Here is a 19,637-nt window from a genome sequence, read left to right as displayed (position 1 = left end):
GGGACCAGCAAGGAGCAGCCCGCCGGATGCAAGTGCAGCCGGCGGGCTACTTCTGCAGGAGGTCTTCTTTGATGGTGTTGCCCGAGTCCACCACAATGAAGCAATCGACCCGACGGTCGCCCCGATCCCAACTGGTGGTGCTCGGGTACACGTTCTGCTGCAGCAAGACGTAGTTGCCGGCCGCATCGTTGAGCTTTGCCACCGAGGCCTTGCACACCTCGCGGCCCTTGTCCCGCAGGGCATTGGTTCCGGGGAAGGAATCCTCGCCTGGGTACACGTGCACTCCAATGAGCTGGGCCGAATGCTCAGTATCGCAGGCTACCGCGCGTGCTTCGCTGGCGTTGGGATCAAAGTCGGCGAAGCAGTCGCCCACCTGGAAGTCCTTGGAATTGGCGTCACGGGGAAGCGGCCCCGGGGTAGCGGTGGCGCTTGGGGTGGTGACAGCGGCTTCGGGACGGGTTCCCAGCAGGTTCAGCAGCACCCAAATCACCACGCCTATTAGGACGAGAACACCCACCACAATTCCGCCAATGACCAAACGCTGCCGCTTTACCGGATCTCCGTGCGGTTCGGGCTGTGGCTCTTGTCCCGGATAAGGCTGCTGGCCAGGGTAGGGCTGCTGGCCAGGATGCGGCTGCTGGCCCGGATAGGCGCTGGCGTATGTGGGGGATTGTCCGTCAGACGGTGGCATCGTCGGATCCGGCTGGGAGGCAGGATCTGGAACGAAGTCGGGGTCGAGGTCCGGTGCGGGATCCGGCTGAAGCCCTGACGGGGATGCCCAGGGGGCCGGCGTGGTTTGCGTGTCAGGGGAGGGATGCTGCTGGGCCGGGGACGCGGCTGCCTGCTCCGTGTCCGGCCGACCAGTAGCCTGTCCCGCAACAGCTTGTCCGGCAACAGCTTGTCCCCCAACAGCTTGTCCCGCAACCGTTCCAGGCTGCTGTCCCCAGACGGGCTGTTGCCCAGGCTCGGGGGAAGGTTGCTTGTCGGGGCCCGTCGTGGGCGGTTGCTCGGGCTGCTGGCCATCTGATGCCCCCTCCGTTTGCCCGCCCGTCCCGGATGCCGGCGTATCAGCGCCGGCTGGTTCGGTTTTGGGCGCGGGAGGCACCCCATCCTTGTCCTGATCGCGTGGGGAGCCCTCGCGTGGCGGGGTGTTGTCCTGGCTCATTTCCTGGGTGTGCCCTTCCTGCTGTGACGCCGCATTGAGGCAGACTCTACCCAATTTTTGGCCCCCGGGGAGGTGTTTGGCCGTGCTTTTGGCCAAGGCTGGTCCGGATGAGGGCTGTGGTGGCGCGCAGGCACCCCTGAAAGCATGTAATCTAGACATACGACAAATTGACCAAACATTCCGGGGCCTCACCGATAGCCAAGGTGACCACCTCCGGTCCAAGTACAAAAGGGGGTCACGCCATGGGGCGCGGCCGTCAAAAGGCAAAAGCTACCAAGCAGGCTCGGGATATTAAGTACTACTCCCCGAACACTGACTATTCGGCACTTGAGCGGGAGCTCACGGGTCCGTCCAGTCGTGTCAAGAGCCACTTCCCCGACGATCCCCCTGAGCCGGACTATTCGGCTTATGAGGACAAGTACGCGGAAGATGATGACGACGAGGTTGACACCCGCCGGATCGGATAGCTGTCGCAACCAACAGGTGCCGTAGGCGCTGAGTTGCGGACCGCCGTCGTACTTTCAAGGTCATCGCGCATTTCAGGATGCCGGAAATCTTTTGAAAAAAGGGCCTCAGGGCACGCCAGTCATTGGCGTACCCTGAGGGCCCTTTTTTGCGTAGGCTGGAGTTTCGAGTGCATCGAAAGGAACGCCATGCCGGAGGTCGACAGCTACACGCAGGGGACGCCGTGTTGGGTGGACCTTTCTTCCACCGATATTGACGTTTCCACCAGGTTTTACAGCGACCTCTTCGGATGGGAGCTGGACGCCATGGATGCCGGGAACGGCATGACGTACTACATGGCCAAGCTCAAGGGCCGGTATGTTGCCGGAATGATGCAGCAGATGCCGGATGCCCCGGAAGGAATGCCGTCCTACTGGGCCAATTATCTTGCGGTTGACTCGGCTGACGAGGCCGCGCAAAGGGTCGAAGCTGCCGGAGGTGCCCTCCTCTCCCCTCCTGACTCCGTTCCAAACGGGTCCGGGCGTATGTTCTTCGCCACAGATCCCACTGGAGCCCAGATTGGCTTTTGGGAAGCAGGAAAGCATCCGGGATCGGGGCTGGTCAACGAGCCGGGAACCATGATCTGGAATGAACTACAGACCAACGATGTCCCTAAAGCCGTAGCTTTCTACGAGGCCGTGACCGGCTGTACCAGCGAAACTGAACCATCCGGCGACTTGCAGGAGTACACAAGCCTGCTGGTGGACGGACGACGAATTGCGGGTGCGCTGAAGCTGCCCATCCAGGGCTTGTCGCCTTTCTGGATGACCTACTTCAATGTGGTGGATATTGACGCGACTGTGGAGCGGGCCGTCGAGCTGGGCAGCCACGTTATTGCCCCCGCATTCGATGTACCGGGAGTCGGACGTATGGCAGTCCTCATGGACCCTGCAGGCGCCGCCTTCAGCATCATGACAGGCTTGGCATCATGACTTCACGTAAGCACTACGCCAGCGGAGAGCCGTGCTGGGCCGACCTCCAGACCAGGGACGTGTCCGCGGCCAAGGATTTTTATCAGCAGGTTTTCGGGTGGAGCTACAAGGACCTTCCCACACCGGACGGGCGAAGCTATGCGCAAGCCTTCGTCAAGGATCAGCTGGTTGCCGTCATCGCACCGCAGAACCCCATGCAGGAGGCAGCCGGAACGCACGGGCAGTGGAATATCTACATCGCCGCCACTGATACCGACGAAATTGCCGACGACGCCGCCCACGCAGGCGGGAAGCTTCAGTTTGGTCCCGAGGCAGTAGCGGATACAGGGGTTTTGGCGTTCGTCGAACCTCCGGGCGGCGGGACTACAGGTATTTGGCAGGCGGGAACGCACGTGGGAAGCCACCTGTTCAACGAGCCCGGCGCCTTGGCGTGGGCTGAACTGTTGACACCTGAGCCGCAGGCCGCCGTCGGGTTCTTCCAGCAGCTTTTCGGGCATGAGGTTACCGAATATCCGCAGGACGACGGCGGCAGCTACAGTACGTTGATGGTCAACGGTGACGAGGTGGCCGGCATCGTTCCTGCCGATGAAGGCGAGGACGCTGCCTGGCAGATCTACTTTGGCGTGGCCGACGTGCGTAAGGCCGCTGAAGCCGCTCTGGCAGCCGGAGGGGAACTGCTGGTCGAGCCGGAAGAAGGGGCCGAGACAGGCTCACTCGCCACGATTCAGGACCCGCAAGGCGGAATCCTGAGCTTGATCCAGGTGTGAAGACACTGGAGGCCCGGCCACGCTGAAAGCCTGAAGACACTGAAGGCGCTGAATGCGCTGAAGGCCTGAACACACCGAAGCCCCGGAAGGCCCCGGAGACGCACCCAAGGCGTCAACACACCGAAGACGCCGGAAACGTAAAAGAGCGGCCGGGCAGTTCATCACTGCCTGGCCGCTCTTTTATGAAGCAATAACGCGCTTAGGCGTAGGCGTTCACCAAACGCACAGCGCCGCCGTCGACGCCCTTGGCACCCTGGACGTAGTCCGGGCCGGTCTTGTCGATCGAGTCGCTGTCAGCCGAAACGGTACCCATGACCCAGGACGGCAGGCCGCGGTCGTTGAGGCGGGCCACTGCAGCGTCGGCTGCTTCGGCGGAAACAATGGCAACCATGCCCACGCCGAGGTTGAGCGTGCGCTCCAGGTCGGCCAGGGGGACGTTACCAAGCTCGGAGACCAGCTTGAAGATGGCCGGCAGTTCCCAGGTGTTGCGGTCAACCGTAGCTACCAGGCCCTGCGGGAGGACGCGTGCCAGGTTGGCGGCGAGGCCACCACCGGTGACGTGGCTGAAGCCGTGCACTGCCGCGCCGCCCGTGACGGGGAAGGTGCGGGCGAGGTCGAGGCAGTCAGCTGCGTAGACGCGGGTGGGCTCCAGAAGCTCTTCTCCCAGCGTGCGGCCGAGTTCGGATACCTGGCGGTCCAAGGCCCAGCCGGCGTGGTTGATGACGCGGCGGACCAGGGAGTAGCCGTTGGAGTGCAGGCCGGAGGATGCCATGCCGATCACGACGTCGCCGGCGCGGACGCGGTCCGGGCCGAGGAGGGCGTCGGCTTCGACGATGCCGGTGGCAGCACCTGCGACGTCGTATTCGTGCTCACCCAGGAGGCCCGGGTGCTCAGCGGTCTCGCCACCCACCAGCGCGGTGCCGGCCACGGAGCAGGCAGCTGCGATACCGCGGACGATGTCAGCGATGCGTTCCGGGACAACCTTGCCGCAAGCGATGTAGTCGGTCATGTAGAGCGGCTCAGCGCCCACCACAACGATGTCATCCACCACCATGCCAACCAGGTCAAAACCGATGGTGTCGTGGATGTCCATGGCCTGCGCAATGGCAACCTTGGTGCCCACGCCATCGGTGGACGTTGCGAGAAGCGGCTTCTTGTAGGTCAGCAGCTTTGAGACGTCGTACAGGCCAGCGAAACCGCCGACGCCGCCAATCACCGACGAGTTGTGGGTGGCCTTGATGGCACCCTTCATGAGTTCGACTGCGCGGTCTCCCGCTTCGACGTCCACACCCGCGGAGGCGTAGGTGATACCGGAGTTATTCTCAGCGGCGGGTGTTGCGGAGCTCATACAGACTCTTTCTTGTCGGCGTCGGTCAAACGATCAGCGTCGGTAAGCAGGTTTTCGAATTCGGCGTCAGGTCCGGGATCGCAGCCCGTGGCGCCGGGCTTCTCGGCCGGGTCCTCGGTATCGTCCACGGAATCGGCCTCAGAGGCAGCAGGCAGGCCGCCAAGGTCGGTGCGCTCCAGCAGGTTCTTCCCGAGCTTGTCCGCGTGGGGAAGCTCGATGGGGTACTTGCCGGTGAAGCAGGCGGTGCACAGACGTTCGCGCGGCTGCTGGGTAGCGCCGATCATGCCGTCCTCGGAGATGTAGGCCAGCGAGTCAGCGCCGATTGCCTGGGAGATCTCCTCGATGGTGGCGCCGTTGGCGATCAGTTCCGCGCGGGACGCGAAGTCGATCCCGTAGAAGCAGGGCCACTGGACCGGGGGAGAGGAAATCTTTACGTGTACCGCGGCGGCACCGGCTTCCCGGAGCATCCGTACGATGGCACGCTGCGTGTTGCCGCGGACGATCGAGTCATCCACCACAACAATGCGCTTGCCGCGGATCACCGACTCCAAAGCGTTGAGCTTGAGGCGGATACCCAGCTGGCGCAGGGTCTGCGAGGGCTGGATGAAGGTGCGGCCCACGTAGGCGTTCTTGACGAAGCCGTGCGCGAACGGGATTCCCGACTGTTCGGCGTAGCCCACGGCTGCGGGGGTGCCTGACTCGGGAACCGGAATAACGAGGTCTGCCTCGTGGGTGTTTTCGCGGGCCAACTGGCGGCCCATCTCCACACGTGCCTCGTACACGGAGCGGCCGGCAATGGCAGCGTCCGGGCGGGCGAGGTAGACGTATTCGAAAACGCAGCCGGCGGGGGTTGCCTCAGCGAAGCGCTGGGAGCGGACGCCGTCCTCGTCGATGGCAATGAATTCGCCGGGCTCGATTTCGCGGATGAAACTTGCGCCAACGGTGGCCAGGCCGGCCTGCTCGGAAGCGACAACCCAGCCGCGCTCCAGGCGGCCCAAGCACAAGGGGCGGATGCCGTAGGTATCGCGGGCTGCGTAGAGCGTTCCTTCATCCATGAAGACGAAGCAGAAGCCGCCCTTGATCTTGGGCAGCAGCTCCAGCGCGGTCTGCTCCAGGGTCTTGCCCTCTTCACCCTCAAGGAGTGCGGTCACCAAGGCGGTGTCCGAGGTGTTTCCCTGCTTCATTTCACCGGTCAGCTGGCCATCGTTGCGCTCAAGGATCATTTCCCGGAGCTCAGCGGTGTTGGTCAGGTTGCCGTTGTGGGCCAGGGCAACCGTGCCGGTTGCTGTTGCACCCAGAGTCGGCTGCGCGTTGGCCCAGTGGCTTGCACCGGTGGTGGAGTACCGGCAGTGGCCAACGGCCAGGTGCCCGGTAAGGGTGTTCAGGGTTGTCTCATCGAAGACCTGGGACACAAGGCCCATGTCCTTATAGACATTAATGCGCTTGCCGTCACTGGTAGCTATACCAGCCGATTCTTGTCCGCGGTGCTGCAGCGCATACAGCCCGTAATAGGTGAGTTTTGCTACTTCTTCACCGGGAGCCCAAACCCCGAAGACGCCACAAGCGTCCTGGGGGCCTTTTTCGCCGGGGAGAAGATCATGAGAAAGTTTTCCGTCGCCACGTGCCACTGGTCGATTGTCTCATGATGTCGGCGTGGTACGTTCCCCCGCAGCTTATGTGACCCCCGGAACGGGCCTTGATCAAGGGAGTTCGGCCGAAAATGCGGTGCGTCTCACACTTGGCACCCCCGCAAGCAGGTGGGCCGGGCGCCTGAGTTAGCGGACGCCGTCGTTCTCTGGTCCTTCGTCCGGAACCGAATCCGGAACGGGCTCAACCACGGCACGCTGTGTGCGCTTGATGCTGATCCGGTCCAGGACCAGGGCGAGGATGGAGAAAAGAATGACGCCGCCGCCTGCGCAAACGATCAGGAAGAAGCCGAACACCGTGCCGGCGTCGAAGGCGGGGTCTGCCTGGCGGCCGTACGCGATGATGGCTGCCACGATTGCACCAACCACTGCTCCCAAAATCATGAAGGGTACAAACTTGGGTGCCCGGCGAACCGTGATCTCGCGACGGGCGGAGTTGGGGGTGGTGTCCTCTGAAGCCATGCGTTAAAGCCTACCGTTCTCCGCCCAAGTGACAGTTAATGCCAATGTCCTTGAAGAACATTGGCATTAACTGGAAACTCGGCGGGGGTGGGTCAGCTGCCGCGGTACGTCGAGAATGCGAACGGGCTCAGCAGGAGCGGCACGTGGTAGTGCTCACCGGCGTCGGAAACTGTGAAGTTGAGGTCCACTTCGGGGAAGAACGTCTCCGTGCCGAGGCCCTCGTAGTAGGCGCCGGTGGCGAAGTTCAGGCGGTAAGCGCCGCCGGGAATCCGCTCGGGGCCAAGGGTCTTGATGCGGCCGTCGGCATCGGTTTCGCCCTTCGCCACCAGGGTCCAGTCGTCGCCTTCGCGGACGTAGAGTACGACGGCGACACCCGCCGCCGGGCGGCCGGAACCTGTGTCCAGGATGTGGGTTGTTACTTGTGAAACGCTCATGCGTTGACTCCTTCGCTGATCAAGCCGGAGAGGCGCAGCAGTGCGATCTCCCGCAGTTGGCCAGCCACGATTGTGTCTTCTTCTTCGGGCGTGTGGGTGATGCGTTCCTGGAGTGTGCCGAGAATTTCCTGCGCACTGCGTCCCGCGGCGCGGATCAGGAAGACCCTGCCGAACTTTTCCTCGTAGGCGCGGTTTCCTTCGGCGAGGGCGGTGGTGACCGCGCTGTCTCCCGGATCCACTCCCGCTTGCTCCGACCGTGACATTGCTGCCTCGGTGGTCTGTGCCTTGGGCCGTTCTCCGATCCTGGGGTGGTGGGCCATGGCTGACTCCACCTCCTCGGAAGTGAAGGGCTCTGCGGCCTGCTGGGCCTGCCCCAACAATTCCTCGACACTGGAGAAGGGGCGGGCGTCGACGACCAACTCCACCCAGCGGGTGATATCCAGGCAAGGGGTCAGGATCCTGATGGCCTCGTCCCGGTCAACACTGTTGAATTCTGCAAGCTCCATGCTTGTGACATCCTTGTGCAAATGCTGGCATCCATGGTGTGGGCTATGCGGAACTCCTGCTGGTGCAAGAGGAAGCACGTGCTTCAATGCTTCCGCATCATGGAACTGTTATTTCAGCATACGTAATTCAGTTAAGCGGAGCAGCCCCGCCGGTGTCAAGAGACTACCCTGCGGGGACTGCCATGGCGTCGGGCCCGCACGGTTAGATACAGGCGATGGGCGGTGATCACCAAGGCCAGCCAGGCGATACCGATCGCCCACGCGGCCAGCACGTCCGTCAGCCAGTGGTGGCCCAGGTATACCCGACTCAAGCCCATGGTCATGGCGAATACGGCCGCTACCAAAATGGTGATGACCCTGGACCGGGTGGTGTTGAGCCTGAGGATGATCAGATAGGCGACGATGCCAGCGATCACGATCGAATTCAGCGAGTGGCCGCTGGGGAACGATGGCGAGTGCTCATACGGCGGGATGGCGTCGGCGAGATCGGGGCGGGTGCGGCCAAACAATGGCTTGCCCAGGATGGTGATGAGAAGCGAACCAAGGCCGGCGGCGAGCATCAGGATTACCGGAGTCCATGAGCGACGCCTCAGGGCAAGGGAAATCATGATCGCCACCGCTATCAGCGGCATGCCCACCGTTCCGCCGATGTTCGTATAGGCGGTGATGGCAACGTCTGCGGCCGGTGATCTGACGGACTTGGCGGCATCGAGGACCGGGTGGTCAAGGCCCGCGACGCCATCAGCCTCGGTCACGGATTCGTAGACTTCCCCAAACGCCCAGGCCAGGGACAGTGCCACGGCCAGGCCCACCACCAGCGTGATGATCAATGCGGCGTAGGGACCCAGGAATCTGGTGATCCCTTCTGCTCCGCGTGCCAGAGTGTGGCCAACCGGCGACTTCCAGCGGGTCAGGTCCTTTCCCGCGACAAATCTGTCCTGGTTTACCTCACCGGAGACGCCTTGCTCCGGCGCCTCTTTTCCTTCAGTCGTCACTCGTGTCCCCTATCCGTGGCGGCCTCAGTATTGGTGAGTAACCTTAGCAGTTGCTGCCCGGAGGTTACTGGGTGTTCTTTTCGGTGAGGGGCCCGCTACTTCCCGGTGACAGGCGGCAGTGAGCTGTCAGGCAACGTTTGTCCCACTTTGACCAGCAATGTCTGTTCGGGTTTGAGTTCCATGCCGCTGTCCCCGAGGGGCCGAAGTTGCGGGACCGGCTGACCCGTGGCTGGATCCATGAGGACTGAATGGTGCTCTTTGGCGCCAAATGCATTGCGCTCGCCCCACTGCCGAAGGCTGAGGATCACGGTGAAGAGGTCCCGGCCGGCCTCCGTCAGTTGGTACTCACTGCGCGTACCGCGGTCGTTGGGAGCCCTGTTCAGGACACCCCTGTCCACAAGGAGCCGGAGGCGATCCGAAAGGATGTTCTTTGCCACCCCGAGCGACCTCTCATATTCGGAGAAACGACGCTTGCCGTCCAGGGAGTCCCTGATGATCAGCAGGCTCCACTTGTCCCCCACAAGATCGGCGGCGCGGGCAACCGGGCACTCCGGGTCGGTCCACTCGACATCACTTGGTTGCAACATGAAACCATTCTGCCATAAGGTCAAACGGTTGCATATTGAAACCAATCTATGGAGAGGGGCATCTTGGGCACCAAACAACCCATGCATTCCCGTGAGGGAATCAGCCGGGCTCTCTTGCTGCTGTTGGCCGTTGTGGCCGGCTTCATGGTCTCGAACATCTACTACGGGCAACCATTGCTTGAGCGGATCGGGGCCGATCTGGATCTGCCCACAGCAAGCCTCGGCTGGATCGTCGCGTCCTCCCAGGCCGGCTATCTCCTGGGACTGGTCCTCCTGGTGCCGTTGGGGGACATGGTGAGCAGGCGATTGCTCATTCCAGTGCAGGTTGCAGCCAGTGCCGTGGGCGCGTGTGCCGTGACACTGGCGTCATCGCAGGCTGCGCTCCTGGTTGCCTTCGGGATCCTGGGATTGGCGTCGTCAGTGGTGCAGACCATCGTTGCCTACGCCGCATCGGCCAGCACCCCCGACCAAAGGGGCGGAAACATCGGAACCGTCACGTCCGGCGTCGTGAGCGGCCTCATCCTGGCCCGGACCGTAGCGGGCGGCATGACCGATCTCTGGGGTTGGAGGTCGGTCTACGTTTTCGCGGCGGTGGCCGGGATTGTCCTCGCCGTCGCGGTTTTCCGCGCCCTGCCCCAAGAAAAGGCCCAGAGGCGCGGGGTGGGTTATTGGCGCGTTGTCTCGTCCGTGGTGGTCCTCACGCGGAGGAATCCCGTGTTCCGGACCCGGTCGCTCACCACCTTGCTGCTTTTCGCGTCCTTCGGGGTGCTGTGGAGTGGGATGTCGCTGCTGCTCAGCGGCCCGTCATGGCACCTTCCGCCGGGCATTATCGGGCTGTTCGGGCTGGCGGGCATGGTGGGCGTTCTCGCTGCTTCCAAAGCCGGCACCGCGTCCGACCATGGTTGGGGTCAGCGGGTCACAGGGTGGGGCTTGGCGGCGCTCCTGGCCTCGTGGGTCACGTTGTCCTTCGGCAGTTGGTCGCTGCTGTGGTTCATAGCCGGGATCATCGTGCTCGACGCTGCAGTCCAGGCCGTGCACGTCAGCAGCCAAACGCTCATTGTTGCGGGCGCCGAAGAGTCAGCCAGCAGCATCATCGGCAGCTATATGGTGTTCTACTCGGTAGGGAGCGCCGTGGGGGCAGCGGCTGTTGCGCCCGTCTATGCGGTGTGGGGATGGACCGGCGCCAGTGTTCTGGGGGCGGTATTTGCGCTGGGTGCGCTCGCCGTTTGGGGAACGGATCGGTTTCGGCTGCGGCGTGCTGGAACGCGGTTGGTTCGCTCCGGGCAGCAGGCTGGGGCAGAATGACCTCAACCAGCTGAAGGAGTTCGCACATGCACGATATTCTGACGTCCCGGTTCCTGTTCGGCCCCGGCCCGAGCAATTGCTACCCCGAAGCCATGGCTGCGTTGGCCTATCCGGTCCTCGGGCATCTCGACCCTGTGTTCATCGAACGCCTGGACCACACCTGCGAGGGCCTCCGGACGGTGTGGGGTACGTCCAATGCACGGACACTTCCGTTGAGTGCCACAGGTTCAGGCGGCATGGAAGCAGCTTTCGTCAACACAGTGTCCGACGGCGACGTGGCAGTGATCGCTGTTAACGGACTGTTCGGGGCGCGCATGTGTGAAGTTGCCCGGCGCTGCGGTGCCACGGTGGTCCGTGTTGACCACGAATGGGGCCAGCCCGTGGACGCCGACCGTGTGCTCTCGGCGCACCCCAATCCGAAAGTGATCGCGGCGGTCCACGCCGAAACCTCTGTGGGGGTGCTCTCAGATATCGCGGCCCTCGGCGCGGGCAAAGGTGACGCCCTGCTGATCACCGACGCCGTTACCTCCATCGGAGGCCTGGAACTCCGCGCGGATGACTGGGGGATCGACGTCGGATACGCCGGCACGCAGAAATGCCTGGGTGTTCCGCCGGGACTTTCGCCGTTTACCGTGTCCGACCACGCCTTCGAGCGCCGCGTCAAGGATCCACGGTCCTGGTACCTCGATATCGGGCTGTTGGGAGGGTACGTTGGCGCGGCCAGCGGTGCCCGGACGTACCATCACACCGCCCCCGTCACCATGATCGCCGGCCTCGAAGCCGCCCTGGACCGCATCCTCGCCGAGGGGCTGGACGTGGTGCAGGCCCGGCACCGCGCCGCCGGGACCGCACTTCAGAATGGGCTGCAGGAGATGGGGCTGGAACTGTTCGCTGCTGAAGGCTCCCGGTTGTCGAGCCTCACCACGGTCAAAGTGCCCGACGGCGTCAACTCGGTTGCCGTCCGCGCTTACCTTCTGGAGAACTTCAGTATGGAAATCGGCTCGGGCGTGGGAGAGTTCGCGGACACCGTGTGGCGGATCGGCATGATGGGTCCGAATGCGAACAGTGCCTCGGTGACCCTGGTGCTGGGAGCGCTGAAAGAGGCGATCGCGAAAGCCTGACGCTCTTGCACATCCCCGGGGTTTGGGCCGGACCGTCTCTCACATCCCCCGGGTTTGGGCTGAACCCTCTTGCACATCCCCGGGGTTGGGGCGGAACCCTCTTGCACATCCCCGGGGTTGGGGCGGAACCCTCTTGCACATCCCCCGGGCTTGGAGCGGGACCCTCCTGCACATCCCCGGGTTTGGGCCCAACCGTCTCTCACATCCCCGCCGACAATCAATCGGTGACGTGACCGGCGTCGTACGTCAACGTTGCTGAGGCCGCGGAACTGCTGTCGGCGGGTCGAATAGACGTGACCGTCAGCAAGCCCGCGCCCGGCAGGGTGATCGACTGGCCCTCGCGGAACGCCTGCTTCCGCTGCTGTTCGGCGGTCCGGATCCAGAATTGGATGGCGGGAGCACCGTCGGCGATACCGATCTTGACTACGCCAACCTTGACGCCGTCGAATGTGGGCTGCATGCCCTGCTTGACTGTAACCAGCTGTTCCATGGCCATCCTTACTTCACGTCCACGGAGTACACGGAGTCGAAGTTTTCCTTGTACTCATCTTCGGTGAGTTCCAGCGTTCCGGACTTATGGTCGTCGTCGCCTTCCAAGTATCCGCCGGAGGGTCCCCACGGGTTGGCCAGGACGATCACTTTGTCGCCGTCGTCGTTGGTCTTTACATCGACCACAACATACGCGTGGTTGGGCACGACGTCGGTGCGGTTGACTTCGTCGGACTCCCAGACCCAGTCGAAGTCGTCATCCTTCACATCTTCGGTGCCCACGGAAACAGCTTGGCCATCCGAGAGTTTGTCCTCGATATCGTCAAAGTTCAGCTCGCCGTCCTTGTCTGCGGACTGGCCGGTCATCAGTTCCATGGCCTCGTTGCTGAAGCCGCCGTCGATGTCGTCGTAGGACCCGCCGCGGTGCTCAGCAGCCGCGCGTTCGTAAATGGAAAGCCAGTTCGGCTCGCCGTCGGCGCCGCGGACACCGCCCTCAGTCGACTTGGCCTCCACAGTTACTTCGACTGGTTCGCCGTCTTCGTACAGTGTGACCACCCAGTGCGTGGGCGGATCGCCGACCGGACGCATGTGCGATTCGAGGAACTCGTCCAGCTTGCCTTCGCGCTCCAGCACTTGGGCCACGGAGCCGATTCCTGCCAGCAACCAGCAGTCGCCGATTTGTCCCTGGTTGATGTCGGCGGGGTCGCCGGCGTCGGGGTCGTTGCGAACGTCGCCGGGCACATCGACGTCGGGAGCGTCCGGATTCAGGGGGCCCGGGTCGCCGGGTGGGTTCGAGTCTCCCCGCCCGGAGCGATCGGAGCCCGAGGACCCGGAACTGGACTTGTCCTGCTCGTCCGCATTGCGGATCAGCTCTGTGGCCTGGGCCTGCAGCTCGCCGGAAATCTTCTTCAGCATGGGGCGGTGCTCGGAGTCCCACGAGGCCCTGAACATCGCCGCGTCGCGGCCGTCCCACCGCGCATTGCTGATCAAGTGACCCAGCTCCGTGGAGAGGGAGGTCATCCGTTCCGAGTGCCGGGACATGGTCTTTGCCAGTGCCCGCAACTGTTCAATGTCAGCGCCGTAGAATCCGGGCATTACTTCTCCCCCTGGGGTAGTTCGCTGGCATCGCAGCTTTCGGACTGCACTGGTGCGGTGATGTCGAGGTAGGCCGGAAACTTCGAGCGGATGGTCACCGTGGCGCCGGCGGCGTCGGTGCTGCGGGTGACTACCCAGCCTCCCGGGGTGGGGTCAGTTCCGTCGAACGCCGGGAACCCGTGCTGCTGCAGGATGGGATCGGCCGCGGCGAATACCTCTTCAAAGCTCCGTGAGGGTTTCACGATGTCCGCGCTGCTTTTCATGCTCCGTAGGGCGAGCACGCATTGGCCATCTTTTACCCGGCTCAGGCTTACGGGGTCGTCCACAGACCAAGTGATACCCGGCAGCTTCGCTTCAAGAGCGGCAACAAGTTCGGTGGTCAGGGCGTCGTACTTGGCGACACTCTCCGCCACGGGCGCCGGGCTGGCCGTAACCGGGGGTGCACTGCTTGGTTCCCGGGTGGGTCCGTCCGGGGTATTGCCGCAGCCCGCAGTGGCCATCAGCGCCAGGGCAGCAGCCAGCGCCCAAGGCTTAAGGTACGTGCTGCGGTTCATTTCGGCCCCAATTTCCGGTTAACGTTCGACGGCGGATCTCACCGAATGCTGTCAGGTTGCGTTTCGCTTGGCGATGGGCAGAACGACCCATGCAGGTGGGAGATGGTTCGGCTTATGGGTGGGGGATGTGAGTGATGGTTCGGCTCAAGGGTGGGGGATGTGGGAGATGGTTCGGCTCAAGGGTGGGGATGTGGGAGATGGTTCGGCTCAAGGGTGGGGGATGTGGAAGAGGGTCAGGTGTTGCGGGTGAGGATCCAGGTGTTGGTGCCGTCCTGGCGCTCGAACGTCACCGTGGTCACCAGAGCCTCGATGAGTGCCAGCCCGCGCCCGGACTCCGCATCCTCGTCCGGCATGGAAGCCTGCATGTCGTTGGCGAACGGTTCGCGGGCGTTGTAAGCGCTGACCTTCGCGATCAGGCGGGAGGGCCGGACGCTGATGTCGACGTCGATCTCCACGGGCTTCTCCGCCACAGGGAGTGCGTGCTGCACAATGTTCGCTGCTGCCTCAATGACGGCCGTAGCGAAGGTCATCCGATCCATGTCCGGCACGAACGAGGCATCGTCCCACAAGGCGTCGAGCTCGTTGTGGATGGCCTCGATCGCTTCCTCGTTGGAAGGCCCGTGGAACCCCCGGCGGGCGATGACCTCAGTCATCTCCGAATGCCTCTTCGGCAGTGGAGTACGCCGTGAGGACCCGGTCCATGTTGGTCAGTTCCAGGACCATCTTCACCTGGGGTTGAACGCCGGCAATCCGGAGGTCGCCACCTGCCTGGCGGGCTGCTTTGAGGCAACCGATGAGGGCGCCGAGGCCTGAGGAATCCATGAAGTCCGTCTCAGTCAGGTTGACCACAACCCTGCTGGACCCACCGGCTACAACCTCGTTCACTACCTCTCGGAGCTTGGGCGCAGCCACCATGTTCAGGCGGCCGACGCTCTTCACCTCCGCGTAGGAGTCCTTGACCTCATAGCTAAACTGCATCTGCGTTCCTTTCCTCGGGGCGCTCGGGCCCAACATCTTCGGGGCCGATACCTACAGGCGCATCGCCTGCAGGCACAAAGCCCTTATACAAAACTGCCTTGACCAGCACGCTCAGGACCACAAGGTCGTAAGCAACCCAGGCAACATTGACCAGCGTTCCCAGGGGTTCAGAGAGGCCGGTCAACAGCCGGGCAACACCAACCACCAAGGCGATCGCCAACAACACCGCCACAATGATCTGCGGCCGGATCAGGCTCCAACTCGGGCCGCCGCTCTGGCGTGCCTTGGGGGTGACCGCAAACCCGAGGGGGCGTCCGAACCAAACGTTCCGCGCCGCCGTCGTACATGCCTTGATCCAGGTGGGGAACAGCGCGAGGCTGTATTGCTGCCCGCGCCAGGTGGGGATGCCATGGCCGGCCACCACAAACAGCAGCTGGTTCACCACCATGAACGGGATGAAACGGATGAAGAAGTCGAGGCTGAGGCTGCTCACCGGAAGGATGCCCAGAATCAGGTAAATGATGGGCGCCGCGAAGTACACCACGGCTGCGAAGCCGCTCAGGTAGCTCCACATGGTGGAGAAGTACATGAGCCGCTGGCCCCACGACATCCGGCGTTGCACCAGCGGGTTCTCGCGAAGGAGGACCTGCATGGTGCCTTGGGCCCAGCGGAGGCGTTGGGTGAGCATGGTTTTGAGGTCTTCGGGTGCCAGGCCGTTGGCCAGGATTTCGTGGTGGTACACGCTCTTCCAGCCCAGGCCGTGCAGGCGCATGGACGTGGCCATATCCTCGGTGACGGAGATGGTGGCCAGCGGCATGATTGGCTGCGCTTCGTCGGTGCGTTCCACGGAGATGGCGGACAGGATGGCATGGACCGATTCCAGCGCACCCAGGGGGGACCAATCGCGTCCGGACATGCGGTCGACGGCGTCACTCGCCACCGTGGTCACGCCCGACTCTCCGACGTGGGCCAGTTCCATCGCGGCGATTTCTTCGAGGTCGGCCTGCAGCGCGGAGAAGTCGGCGGCCACCAGGGTGCGCACGGCTTCGTCGACTTTGCGGCGGACACGGTAGGTGATTTCGCTGAGGGGTGCCCTGGCCTCGAGTTCCAGTTGGGCGGCGTTGGTGGCGGCCTCTACCTCGTTGAGCATCTGCTCCACGAGCGGGTTTTTGGCTTCGGCCGAGCGCCGCGCTTTCTTGATGGCCGAGCGGGAAGCTGCCAAGGCCCGGCGGACGCTGTCCTCGGTGGCTTTGACGTAGCCCACCAGGCCCAGCTGCATGAGGGCTTCCCGGCGGAGGATGGCGTTGGAGCCGCAGAAGAACGCCGCGTTCCAGCCGTCCTTGCCCTGTTGGATGGGTCCGTAGAACAGGGGAGCCTGGCTGCCCAGGGGATCGTCGGCGGGGACGTTGATGAAGTATTGCGGGGTCTGGACCAGCGCTACGCGGTCGTCGTTGAAGTAGCCCAGCGTCTTGTCCAGGATGTCCGGCTCGGGGATCTGGTCGGCGTCGAGGATCAGCAGGTATTCGCCCGAGGTGACCATGAGGGCGTTGTTCAGGTTGCCGGCCTTGGCGTGCCGCGGCATGTCAGGCGTCCAGTCCGCGCCACGCGTCACGTAGCCAATCCCGTGCGACTCGGCGAGTTGGCGCATCTCGGGGCGATCGCCGTCGTCGAGTATCCAGGTGCTGTGCGGCCAGCGGATGTCCTTGGCGGCCAGTGCCGTGGTCATCACCAGATCCAGCGGCTCGTTGTAGGTGGTGATGAAGACGTCCACAGTGGCCTCAGCCGGGGGAGCGGGAGGCGGCTTGCGGATCTTGAGGTTCCACACGGTCAGGCCGAACAGGATCACGTCAATGAGGCTGTACGTTTCGGCGATCACCAACGGAACGGCGATCCACCACGCCTCCCAGTTCAGCGACGCCATCCAGCGCCACGCCACATAGTTGACGCCCAAAATGACTGTCAGGACAACGAACAGCCGGGTCCAGAAACGTGTCACAATCCCCCCTTTTTGTGGTTCGTTAGAGTCGGACGTCAGGTTTTCTGCGAACGACGACGGCGGTCACGTCGTCTTCCGCTGTCGCCGCGGGTGCCAACTCAAGAAGGGCAGCGCATACGCCGTCCGAGGTTGCCTCGCTCCGCGCCGACTTTTCCACGTTCCGGATGAAATCTTCGAGGGAAGCATGGGCGTCCAGCACGCCGTCGCTGACGATCACCAGGGTGTCACCGGGCTCCATCAACAGCTCAGCGGCGGGCCAGTGCTGTCCTTCGAGGATGCCCACCGGCGGGCCGGCGGAAACCAACCTCTGGACCGCCCCCTCAGCCGGGATGTACAGCGCAAGGCCATGACCGGCGTCGATGTAGCTGAGCCTTCCGGAGGGGGCGTCCAGCCGTGCGTGGAACATGGTGGCGAAGGAGCCGGACTGATCCAGGTCTGTGGTGATGGTGGCGCTGGCCGAGGAGAAAGCGGCGTCGATGGCCGGGGTGTCCGCTACCGAACGCATCACGGCGCGGACGGTGGCTGCGATCAGGGCCGCACCCATGCCTTTGCCCATGGCATCGGCGAACGTCAGGTGCATGCCGTCCCTGGTCTGGTACCAGTCGTAGAAGTCCCCGCCGACGCTGCGTGTAGGACGGAAGGCGCCGGCGACGTCGTATCCCTCAAGCCGAACTGTTTCCCGGGGCAGGAGGCTCTGTTGCACCACGGCTGCGCGCGCAAGTTCGTCCATCTGTGCGGTGTCTTCGGCGGGAGCGGCGGGTGTGCGGGCCCGGCGGAACAGTGCGCGGATGCGGGCCTGGAGTTCCTTGGGGCTGAAGGGCTTGTTGATGTAATCGTCGGCGCCGATATCCAGGCCGTTGAGGCGGTCGATCTCATCGGCCCTGGCGGTCAGCATGAGGATGTAAGCGTCCGAGAATTCGCGCAGGCGCTTGCACACTTCCATGCCGTCGATGTCCGGGAGGTTCACATCCAGGGTCACCAATTCAGCGTTGGTGTTGCGGACAGCCTCGACGCCAGACAAGCCGTCAGGTGCTTCGGTCACCACAAAGTCGAGCTGCTCGAGGACCAGGACGAGGAGGCCACGGATGTCGGCGTCATCTTCGACGACTACAGCGTGGCGGACGGGCGTGGGAGAGACCATGGCTCCATTAACTAATGCTGCTGGGTATTTGTCACGTTTAGTCACGGTACATGAAACGCCCGCTCACAAAAGTGGGCGGGCGTTACAAGTTTTGTGCAGTTATGTGAGAGAGGGATTCGCTCAGGCCCGGGGGATGTGGGAGAGCGTTGGGCTCAGGCCCGGGGGATGTGGGAGAGCGTTCGGCTCAGGCCCGGGGGATGTGAGAGAGGGATTCGCTCAGGCCCGGGGGATGTGGAAGAGCGTTCGGCTCAGGCCCTGGGGATGTGCGAGAGGGTTAGACGCCCAGCTCTTCCTTCAGCGCCTGGACGTGGCCCTGGGCGCTGACCTGGTACTGGGTGAGCTTCACGGTGCCTTCGCCGTCCAGGACAACGGTGGAGCGGACCAGGCCTTCCACGATCTCGCCGTCAACCAGCTTCTCGCCCCAGGCGCCGTAGGCGAGGGCAACCTTGTGGTCTTCGTCGGAGAGCAGCGGGAAGGTCAGTGCAAATTCGCCGGTGAACTTGGAGAGTGCTTCGGGGGCGTCCGGGGAGATCCCGATGACCTCGTAGCCCTTGCCCTGCAGGCTGGCGAGGTTGTCGCGGAAATCGCAAGCCTCGGTGGTGCAGCCAGGGGTGGCTGCCTTCGGGTAGAAGTACACAATGACGTTGCGTCCGCGGTAGTCGGACAGCGAGACCTTGGTGCCGTCGGCGTCGAGAAGCGCGAAATCAGGTGCTTGCGTTCCGACGAGGAGTTTCTGGGTCATGGCGATCCTTTACGTTTCACCGGCAAACAGCCGGCCTTCATTTCAAACAACAGCGGTCAAGCAAATTGCGGGGCGTTGATCTTTTACAACAGCGAAATCAGATGCTGTATTCCGCAGGTCCGCGCACTGTGGCATATGGGCCTGGCACGAACTGGTAGCCGCCACCACGGACGGTGGCGACGGTGTGACGGGCGGAGCCTAGCTTCCGCCGCACCCTTCCAACATAAACGTCGATCGAGCGAAATGCAGCGCCGGGGAGGTCAAATGACTCCAAAAAACGTTGCAATTCTTCACGACTGATGGCTCGTGAGCAGTTGACCACAAGGTAGCGCAGCAGCTTGTATTCCATGCCAGTAAAGGAAACCGGCTCGCCGTCCAGCAGCACTACTTCAGCGGCGAGGTCCACCGCAAGTTGACTGCGGCGACTGGCCAACGTTACGGGCTCGACGGCGGTGCTGTCGCCCGCTTCGGTGCGGTCACCGTCGTCGGACATGGCTTCCGCACGCGCCTCTGCGAGGGCATCGGCGAGCGAGAGAGAGCCGTTGGTACCGGCGTCGGCGGCTTCCTGCGGAGTGCCGCCCCAGGAAGTGTCGCCGACGCCGGAGTGCTCTGCCCCGGTGGCGGGCCAGATGCGGACTTCCGCCTCCGGGGCAAGTTTCATGGCGCGGGCCAGCACAAGGCGTGCTGCCCGCTCCCAGACTGCGGGATCGATCTCGTCGCCCTCGGCCGGGTTGACCCAGAGGGCCAGCCCGTGGGCGGTGAGGCCGTTCCGTTCATTCACGCTGCGAGGGTTCTGGCCGCGTCCCGTGAAAGATCCGCGTGCTGCGGGCCCTCGCGACGGCGGCGGCCCATAGGCATTGACTGCCATGA

General features: G+C 63.5%; 22 protein-coding genes. 5 read left to right on the top strand and 17 right to left on the bottom strand.

Features of this window, described 5'->3' with window-relative positions:
* Nucleotides 1-46 precede the first annotated feature (46 nt).
* Nucleotides 47-691, bottom strand: a complete 645-nt coding sequence (locus BLQ01_RS13210) for a septum formation family protein (protein ID WP_254779432.1) — start codon at nucleotides 689-691, stop codon at nucleotides 47-49.
* Nucleotides 692-1,407: 716 nt separating this feature from the next.
* On the opposite strand from BLQ01_RS13210, the gene BLQ01_RS13200 reads away from it, so the two are divergent.
* The 3 genes from BLQ01_RS13200 (at nucleotide 1,408) to BLQ01_RS13190 (ending at nucleotide 3,368) form a co-directional block, all read left to right on the top strand.
* A complete protein-coding gene (locus BLQ01_RS13200; RefSeq protein WP_011776148.1) occupies nucleotides 1,408-1,632 on the top strand; it encodes a DUF3073 domain-containing protein in 225 nt (74 codons plus the stop codon).
* A gap of 186 nt (nucleotides 1,633-1,818) precedes the next feature.
* Nucleotides 1,819-2,601, top strand: a complete 783-nt coding sequence (locus tag BLQ01_RS13195; protein ID WP_175493438.1) for a VOC family protein — start codon at nucleotides 1,819-1,821, stop codon at nucleotides 2,599-2,601.
* Complete coding sequence (locus BLQ01_RS13190; protein ID WP_091552204.1) at nucleotides 2,598-3,368, top strand: VOC family protein; 771 nt, start codon at nucleotides 2,598-2,600, stop codon at nucleotides 3,366-3,368. Before BLQ01_RS13195 ends, BLQ01_RS13190 begins: the two co-directional genes overlap by 4 nt.
* A gap of 199 nt (nucleotides 3,369-3,567) precedes the next feature.
* Here the strand turns inward: BLQ01_RS13190 and purM are convergent, their stop codons facing one another.
* From purM to BLQ01_RS13155, 7 genes are all read right to left on the bottom strand, one after another.
* Nucleotides 3,568-4,716, bottom strand: coding sequence for a phosphoribosylformylglycinamidine cyclo-ligase (purM, locus tag BLQ01_RS13185; RefSeq protein ID WP_017199954.1), 1,149 nt, complete (start codon nucleotides 4,714-4,716; stop codon nucleotides 3,568-3,570).
* Nucleotides 4,713-6,344: an amidophosphoribosyltransferase gene (gene purF, locus BLQ01_RS13180; protein WP_026547027.1), complete on the bottom strand. Its 1,632-nt coding sequence runs from the start codon at nucleotides 6,342-6,344 to the stop codon at nucleotides 4,713-4,715. Before purF ends, purM begins: the two co-directional genes overlap by 4 nt.
* Nucleotides 6,345-6,491: 147 nt before the next feature.
* On the bottom strand, nucleotides 6,492-6,824 hold the full coding sequence (locus tag BLQ01_RS13175; protein ID WP_026543486.1) for a hypothetical protein: 333 nt from the start codon (nucleotides 6,822-6,824) through the stop codon (nucleotides 6,492-6,494).
* A 92-nt stretch (nucleotides 6,825-6,916) separates the two neighbouring features.
* Nucleotides 6,917-7,258 (bottom strand): hydroxyisourate hydrolase, encoded by a 342-nt coding sequence (uraH, locus tag BLQ01_RS13170; protein ID WP_017199951.1) that lies wholly within the window; start codon nucleotides 7,256-7,258, stop codon nucleotides 6,917-6,919.
* A complete protein-coding gene (uraD, locus tag BLQ01_RS13165) occupies nucleotides 7,255-7,764 on the bottom strand; it encodes a 2-oxo-4-hydroxy-4-carboxy-5-ureidoimidazoline decarboxylase (RefSeq protein WP_091552202.1) in 510 nt (169 codons plus the stop codon). The genes uraH and uraD overlap by 4 nt, the downstream gene beginning before the upstream one ends.
* Nucleotides 7,765-7,919: 155 nt before the next feature.
* Nucleotides 7,920-8,759, bottom strand: a complete 840-nt coding sequence (locus tag BLQ01_RS13160) for a phosphatase PAP2 family protein (protein ID WP_026547025.1) — start codon at nucleotides 8,757-8,759, stop codon at nucleotides 7,920-7,922.
* Between the two features lie 95 nt (nucleotides 8,760-8,854).
* Nucleotides 8,855-9,346, bottom strand: coding sequence for a winged helix-turn-helix transcriptional regulator (locus BLQ01_RS13155; RefSeq protein ID WP_091552200.1), 492 nt, complete (start codon nucleotides 9,344-9,346; stop codon nucleotides 8,855-8,857).
* Between the two features lie 63 nt (nucleotides 9,347-9,409).
* On the opposite strand from BLQ01_RS13155, the gene BLQ01_RS13150 reads away from it, so the two are divergent.
* Both BLQ01_RS13150 and BLQ01_RS13145 read left to right on the top strand, forming a co-directional pair.
* Nucleotides 9,410-10,651, top strand: a complete 1,242-nt coding sequence (locus tag BLQ01_RS13150; protein WP_254779430.1) for an MFS transporter — start codon at nucleotides 9,410-9,412, stop codon at nucleotides 10,649-10,651.
* A gap of 26 nt (nucleotides 10,652-10,677) precedes the next feature.
* Nucleotides 10,678-11,772: a pyridoxal-phosphate-dependent aminotransferase family protein gene (locus BLQ01_RS13145; protein ID WP_091552199.1), complete on the top strand. Its 1,095-nt coding sequence runs from the start codon at nucleotides 10,678-10,680 to the stop codon at nucleotides 11,770-11,772.
* 217 nt (nucleotides 11,773-11,989) lie between these two features.
* Here BLQ01_RS13145 and BLQ01_RS13140 read toward each other — a convergent pair whose 3' ends face one another.
* From BLQ01_RS13140 to BLQ01_RS13100, 9 genes are all read right to left on the bottom strand, one after another.
* On the bottom strand, nucleotides 11,990-12,262 hold the full coding sequence (locus tag BLQ01_RS13140; RefSeq protein ID WP_091552197.1) for a hypothetical protein: 273 nt from the start codon (nucleotides 12,260-12,262) through the stop codon (nucleotides 11,990-11,992).
* Between the two features lie 8 nt (nucleotides 12,263-12,270).
* Nucleotides 12,271-13,356 carry a C2 family cysteine protease gene (locus BLQ01_RS13135; protein ID WP_026543492.1) on the bottom strand — a complete coding sequence of 362 codons (1,086 nt, stop codon included), beginning with the start codon at nucleotides 13,354-13,356 and terminating at the stop codon, nucleotides 12,271-12,273.
* Nucleotides 13,356-13,910 (bottom strand): hypothetical protein, encoded by a 555-nt coding sequence (locus BLQ01_RS13130; protein WP_026547020.1) that lies wholly within the window; start codon nucleotides 13,908-13,910, stop codon nucleotides 13,356-13,358. Before BLQ01_RS13130 ends, BLQ01_RS13135 begins: the two co-directional genes overlap by 1 nt.
* Before the next feature lie 233 nt (nucleotides 13,911-14,143).
* Nucleotides 14,144-14,563, bottom strand: coding sequence for an ATP-binding protein (locus BLQ01_RS13125; RefSeq protein ID WP_026543494.1), 420 nt, complete (start codon nucleotides 14,561-14,563; stop codon nucleotides 14,144-14,146).
* Entirely contained in the window at nucleotides 14,556-14,888 is a 333-nt protein-coding gene (locus BLQ01_RS13120) for an STAS domain-containing protein (RefSeq protein ID WP_091552196.1), read from the bottom strand. The genes BLQ01_RS13125 and BLQ01_RS13120 overlap by 8 nt, the downstream gene beginning before the upstream one ends.
* Complete coding sequence (locus tag BLQ01_RS13115) at nucleotides 14,878-16,884, bottom strand: glycosyltransferase family 2 protein (RefSeq protein ID WP_091552194.1); 2,007 nt, start codon at nucleotides 16,882-16,884, stop codon at nucleotides 14,878-14,880. Before BLQ01_RS13115 ends, BLQ01_RS13120 begins: the two co-directional genes overlap by 11 nt.
* Before the next feature lie 22 nt (nucleotides 16,885-16,906).
* Nucleotides 16,907-18,025 carry a PP2C family protein-serine/threonine phosphatase gene (locus BLQ01_RS13110; protein ID WP_091552193.1) on the bottom strand — a complete coding sequence of 373 codons (1,119 nt, stop codon included), beginning with the start codon at nucleotides 18,023-18,025 and terminating at the stop codon, nucleotides 16,907-16,909.
* A gap of 274 nt (nucleotides 18,026-18,299) precedes the next feature.
* On the bottom strand, nucleotides 18,300-18,767 hold the full coding sequence (gene bcp / locus BLQ01_RS13105; protein WP_026543498.1) for a thioredoxin-dependent thiol peroxidase: 468 nt from the start codon (nucleotides 18,765-18,767) through the stop codon (nucleotides 18,300-18,302).
* Between the two features lie 97 nt (nucleotides 18,768-18,864).
* Complete coding sequence (locus BLQ01_RS13100; RefSeq protein WP_091552191.1) at nucleotides 18,865-19,635, bottom strand: winged helix-turn-helix domain-containing protein; 771 nt, start codon at nucleotides 19,633-19,635, stop codon at nucleotides 18,865-18,867.
* Nucleotides 19,636-19,637: the final 2 nt, after the last annotated feature.

The sequence above is a fragment of the Arthrobacter sp. UNCCL28 genome (genome assembly GCF_900102805.1).
GTDB lineage: Bacteria > Actinomycetota > Actinomycetes > Actinomycetales > Micrococcaceae > Arthrobacter > Arthrobacter nicotinovorans_A.
Note: the sequence above shows the minus strand (reverse complement) of the source record. Positions and strands in the feature narration are given on the sequence as shown.

What these genes read in the sequence shown, in the direction of transcription:
- BLQ01_RS13210 (WP_254779432.1), bottom strand. Translation starts at nt 691, where the DNA reads ATGCCACCGTCTGACGGACAATCCCCCACATACGCCAGCGCCTATCCG.
- BLQ01_RS13200 (WP_011776148.1), top strand. Translation starts at nt 1,408, where the DNA reads ATGGGGCGCGGCCGTCAAAAGGCAAAAGCTACCAAGCAGGCTCGGGAT.
- BLQ01_RS13195 (WP_175493438.1), top strand. Translation starts at nt 1,819, where the DNA reads ATGCCGGAGGTCGACAGCTACACGCAGGGGACGCCGTGTTGGGTGGAC.
- BLQ01_RS13190 (WP_091552204.1), top strand. Translation starts at nt 2,598, where the DNA reads ATGACTTCACGTAAGCACTACGCCAGCGGAGAGCCGTGCTGGGCCGAC.
- purM (WP_017199954.1), bottom strand. Translation starts at nt 4,716, where the DNA reads ATGAGCTCCGCAACACCCGCCGCTGAGAATAACTCCGGTATCACCTAC.
- BLQ01_RS13175 (WP_026543486.1), bottom strand. Translation starts at nt 6,824, where the DNA reads ATGGCTTCAGAGGACACCACCCCCAACTCCGCCCGTCGCGAGATCACG.
- uraH (WP_017199951.1), bottom strand. Translation starts at nt 7,258, where the DNA reads ATGAGCGTTTCACAAGTAACAACCCACATCCTGGACACAGGTTCCGGC.
- uraD (WP_091552202.1), bottom strand. Translation starts at nt 7,764, where the DNA reads ATGGAGCTTGCAGAATTCAACAGTGTTGACCGGGACGAGGCCATCAGG.
- BLQ01_RS13155 (WP_091552200.1), bottom strand. Translation starts at nt 9,346, where the DNA reads ATGTTGCAACCAAGTGATGTCGAGTGGACCGACCCGGAGTGCCCGGTT.
- BLQ01_RS13145 (WP_091552199.1), top strand. Translation starts at nt 10,678, where the DNA reads ATGCACGATATTCTGACGTCCCGGTTCCTGTTCGGCCCCGGCCCGAGC.
- BLQ01_RS13140 (WP_091552197.1), bottom strand. Translation starts at nt 12,262, where the DNA reads ATGGAACAGCTGGTTACAGTCAAGCAGGGCATGCAGCCCACATTCGAC.
- BLQ01_RS13135 (WP_026543492.1), bottom strand. Translation starts at nt 13,356, where the DNA reads ATGCCCGGATTCTACGGCGCTGACATTGAACAGTTGCGGGCACTGGCA.
- BLQ01_RS13130 (WP_026547020.1), bottom strand. Translation starts at nt 13,910, where the DNA reads ATGAACCGCAGCACGTACCTTAAGCCTTGGGCGCTGGCTGCTGCCCTG.
- BLQ01_RS13125 (WP_026543494.1), bottom strand. Translation starts at nt 14,563, where the DNA reads ATGACTGAGGTCATCGCCCGCCGGGGGTTCCACGGGCCTTCCAACGAG.
- BLQ01_RS13120 (WP_091552196.1), bottom strand. Translation starts at nt 14,888, where the DNA reads ATGCAGTTTAGCTATGAGGTCAAGGACTCCTACGCGGAGGTGAAGAGC.
- BLQ01_RS13110 (WP_091552193.1), bottom strand. Translation starts at nt 18,025, where the DNA reads ATGGTCTCTCCCACGCCCGTCCGCCACGCTGTAGTCGTCGAAGATGAC.
- bcp (WP_026543498.1), bottom strand. Translation starts at nt 18,767, where the DNA reads ATGACCCAGAAACTCCTCGTCGGAACGCAAGCACCTGATTTCGCGCTT.
- BLQ01_RS13100 (WP_091552191.1), bottom strand. Translation starts at nt 19,635, where the DNA reads ATGGCAGTCAATGCCTATGGGCCGCCGCCGTCGCGAGGGCCCGCAGCA.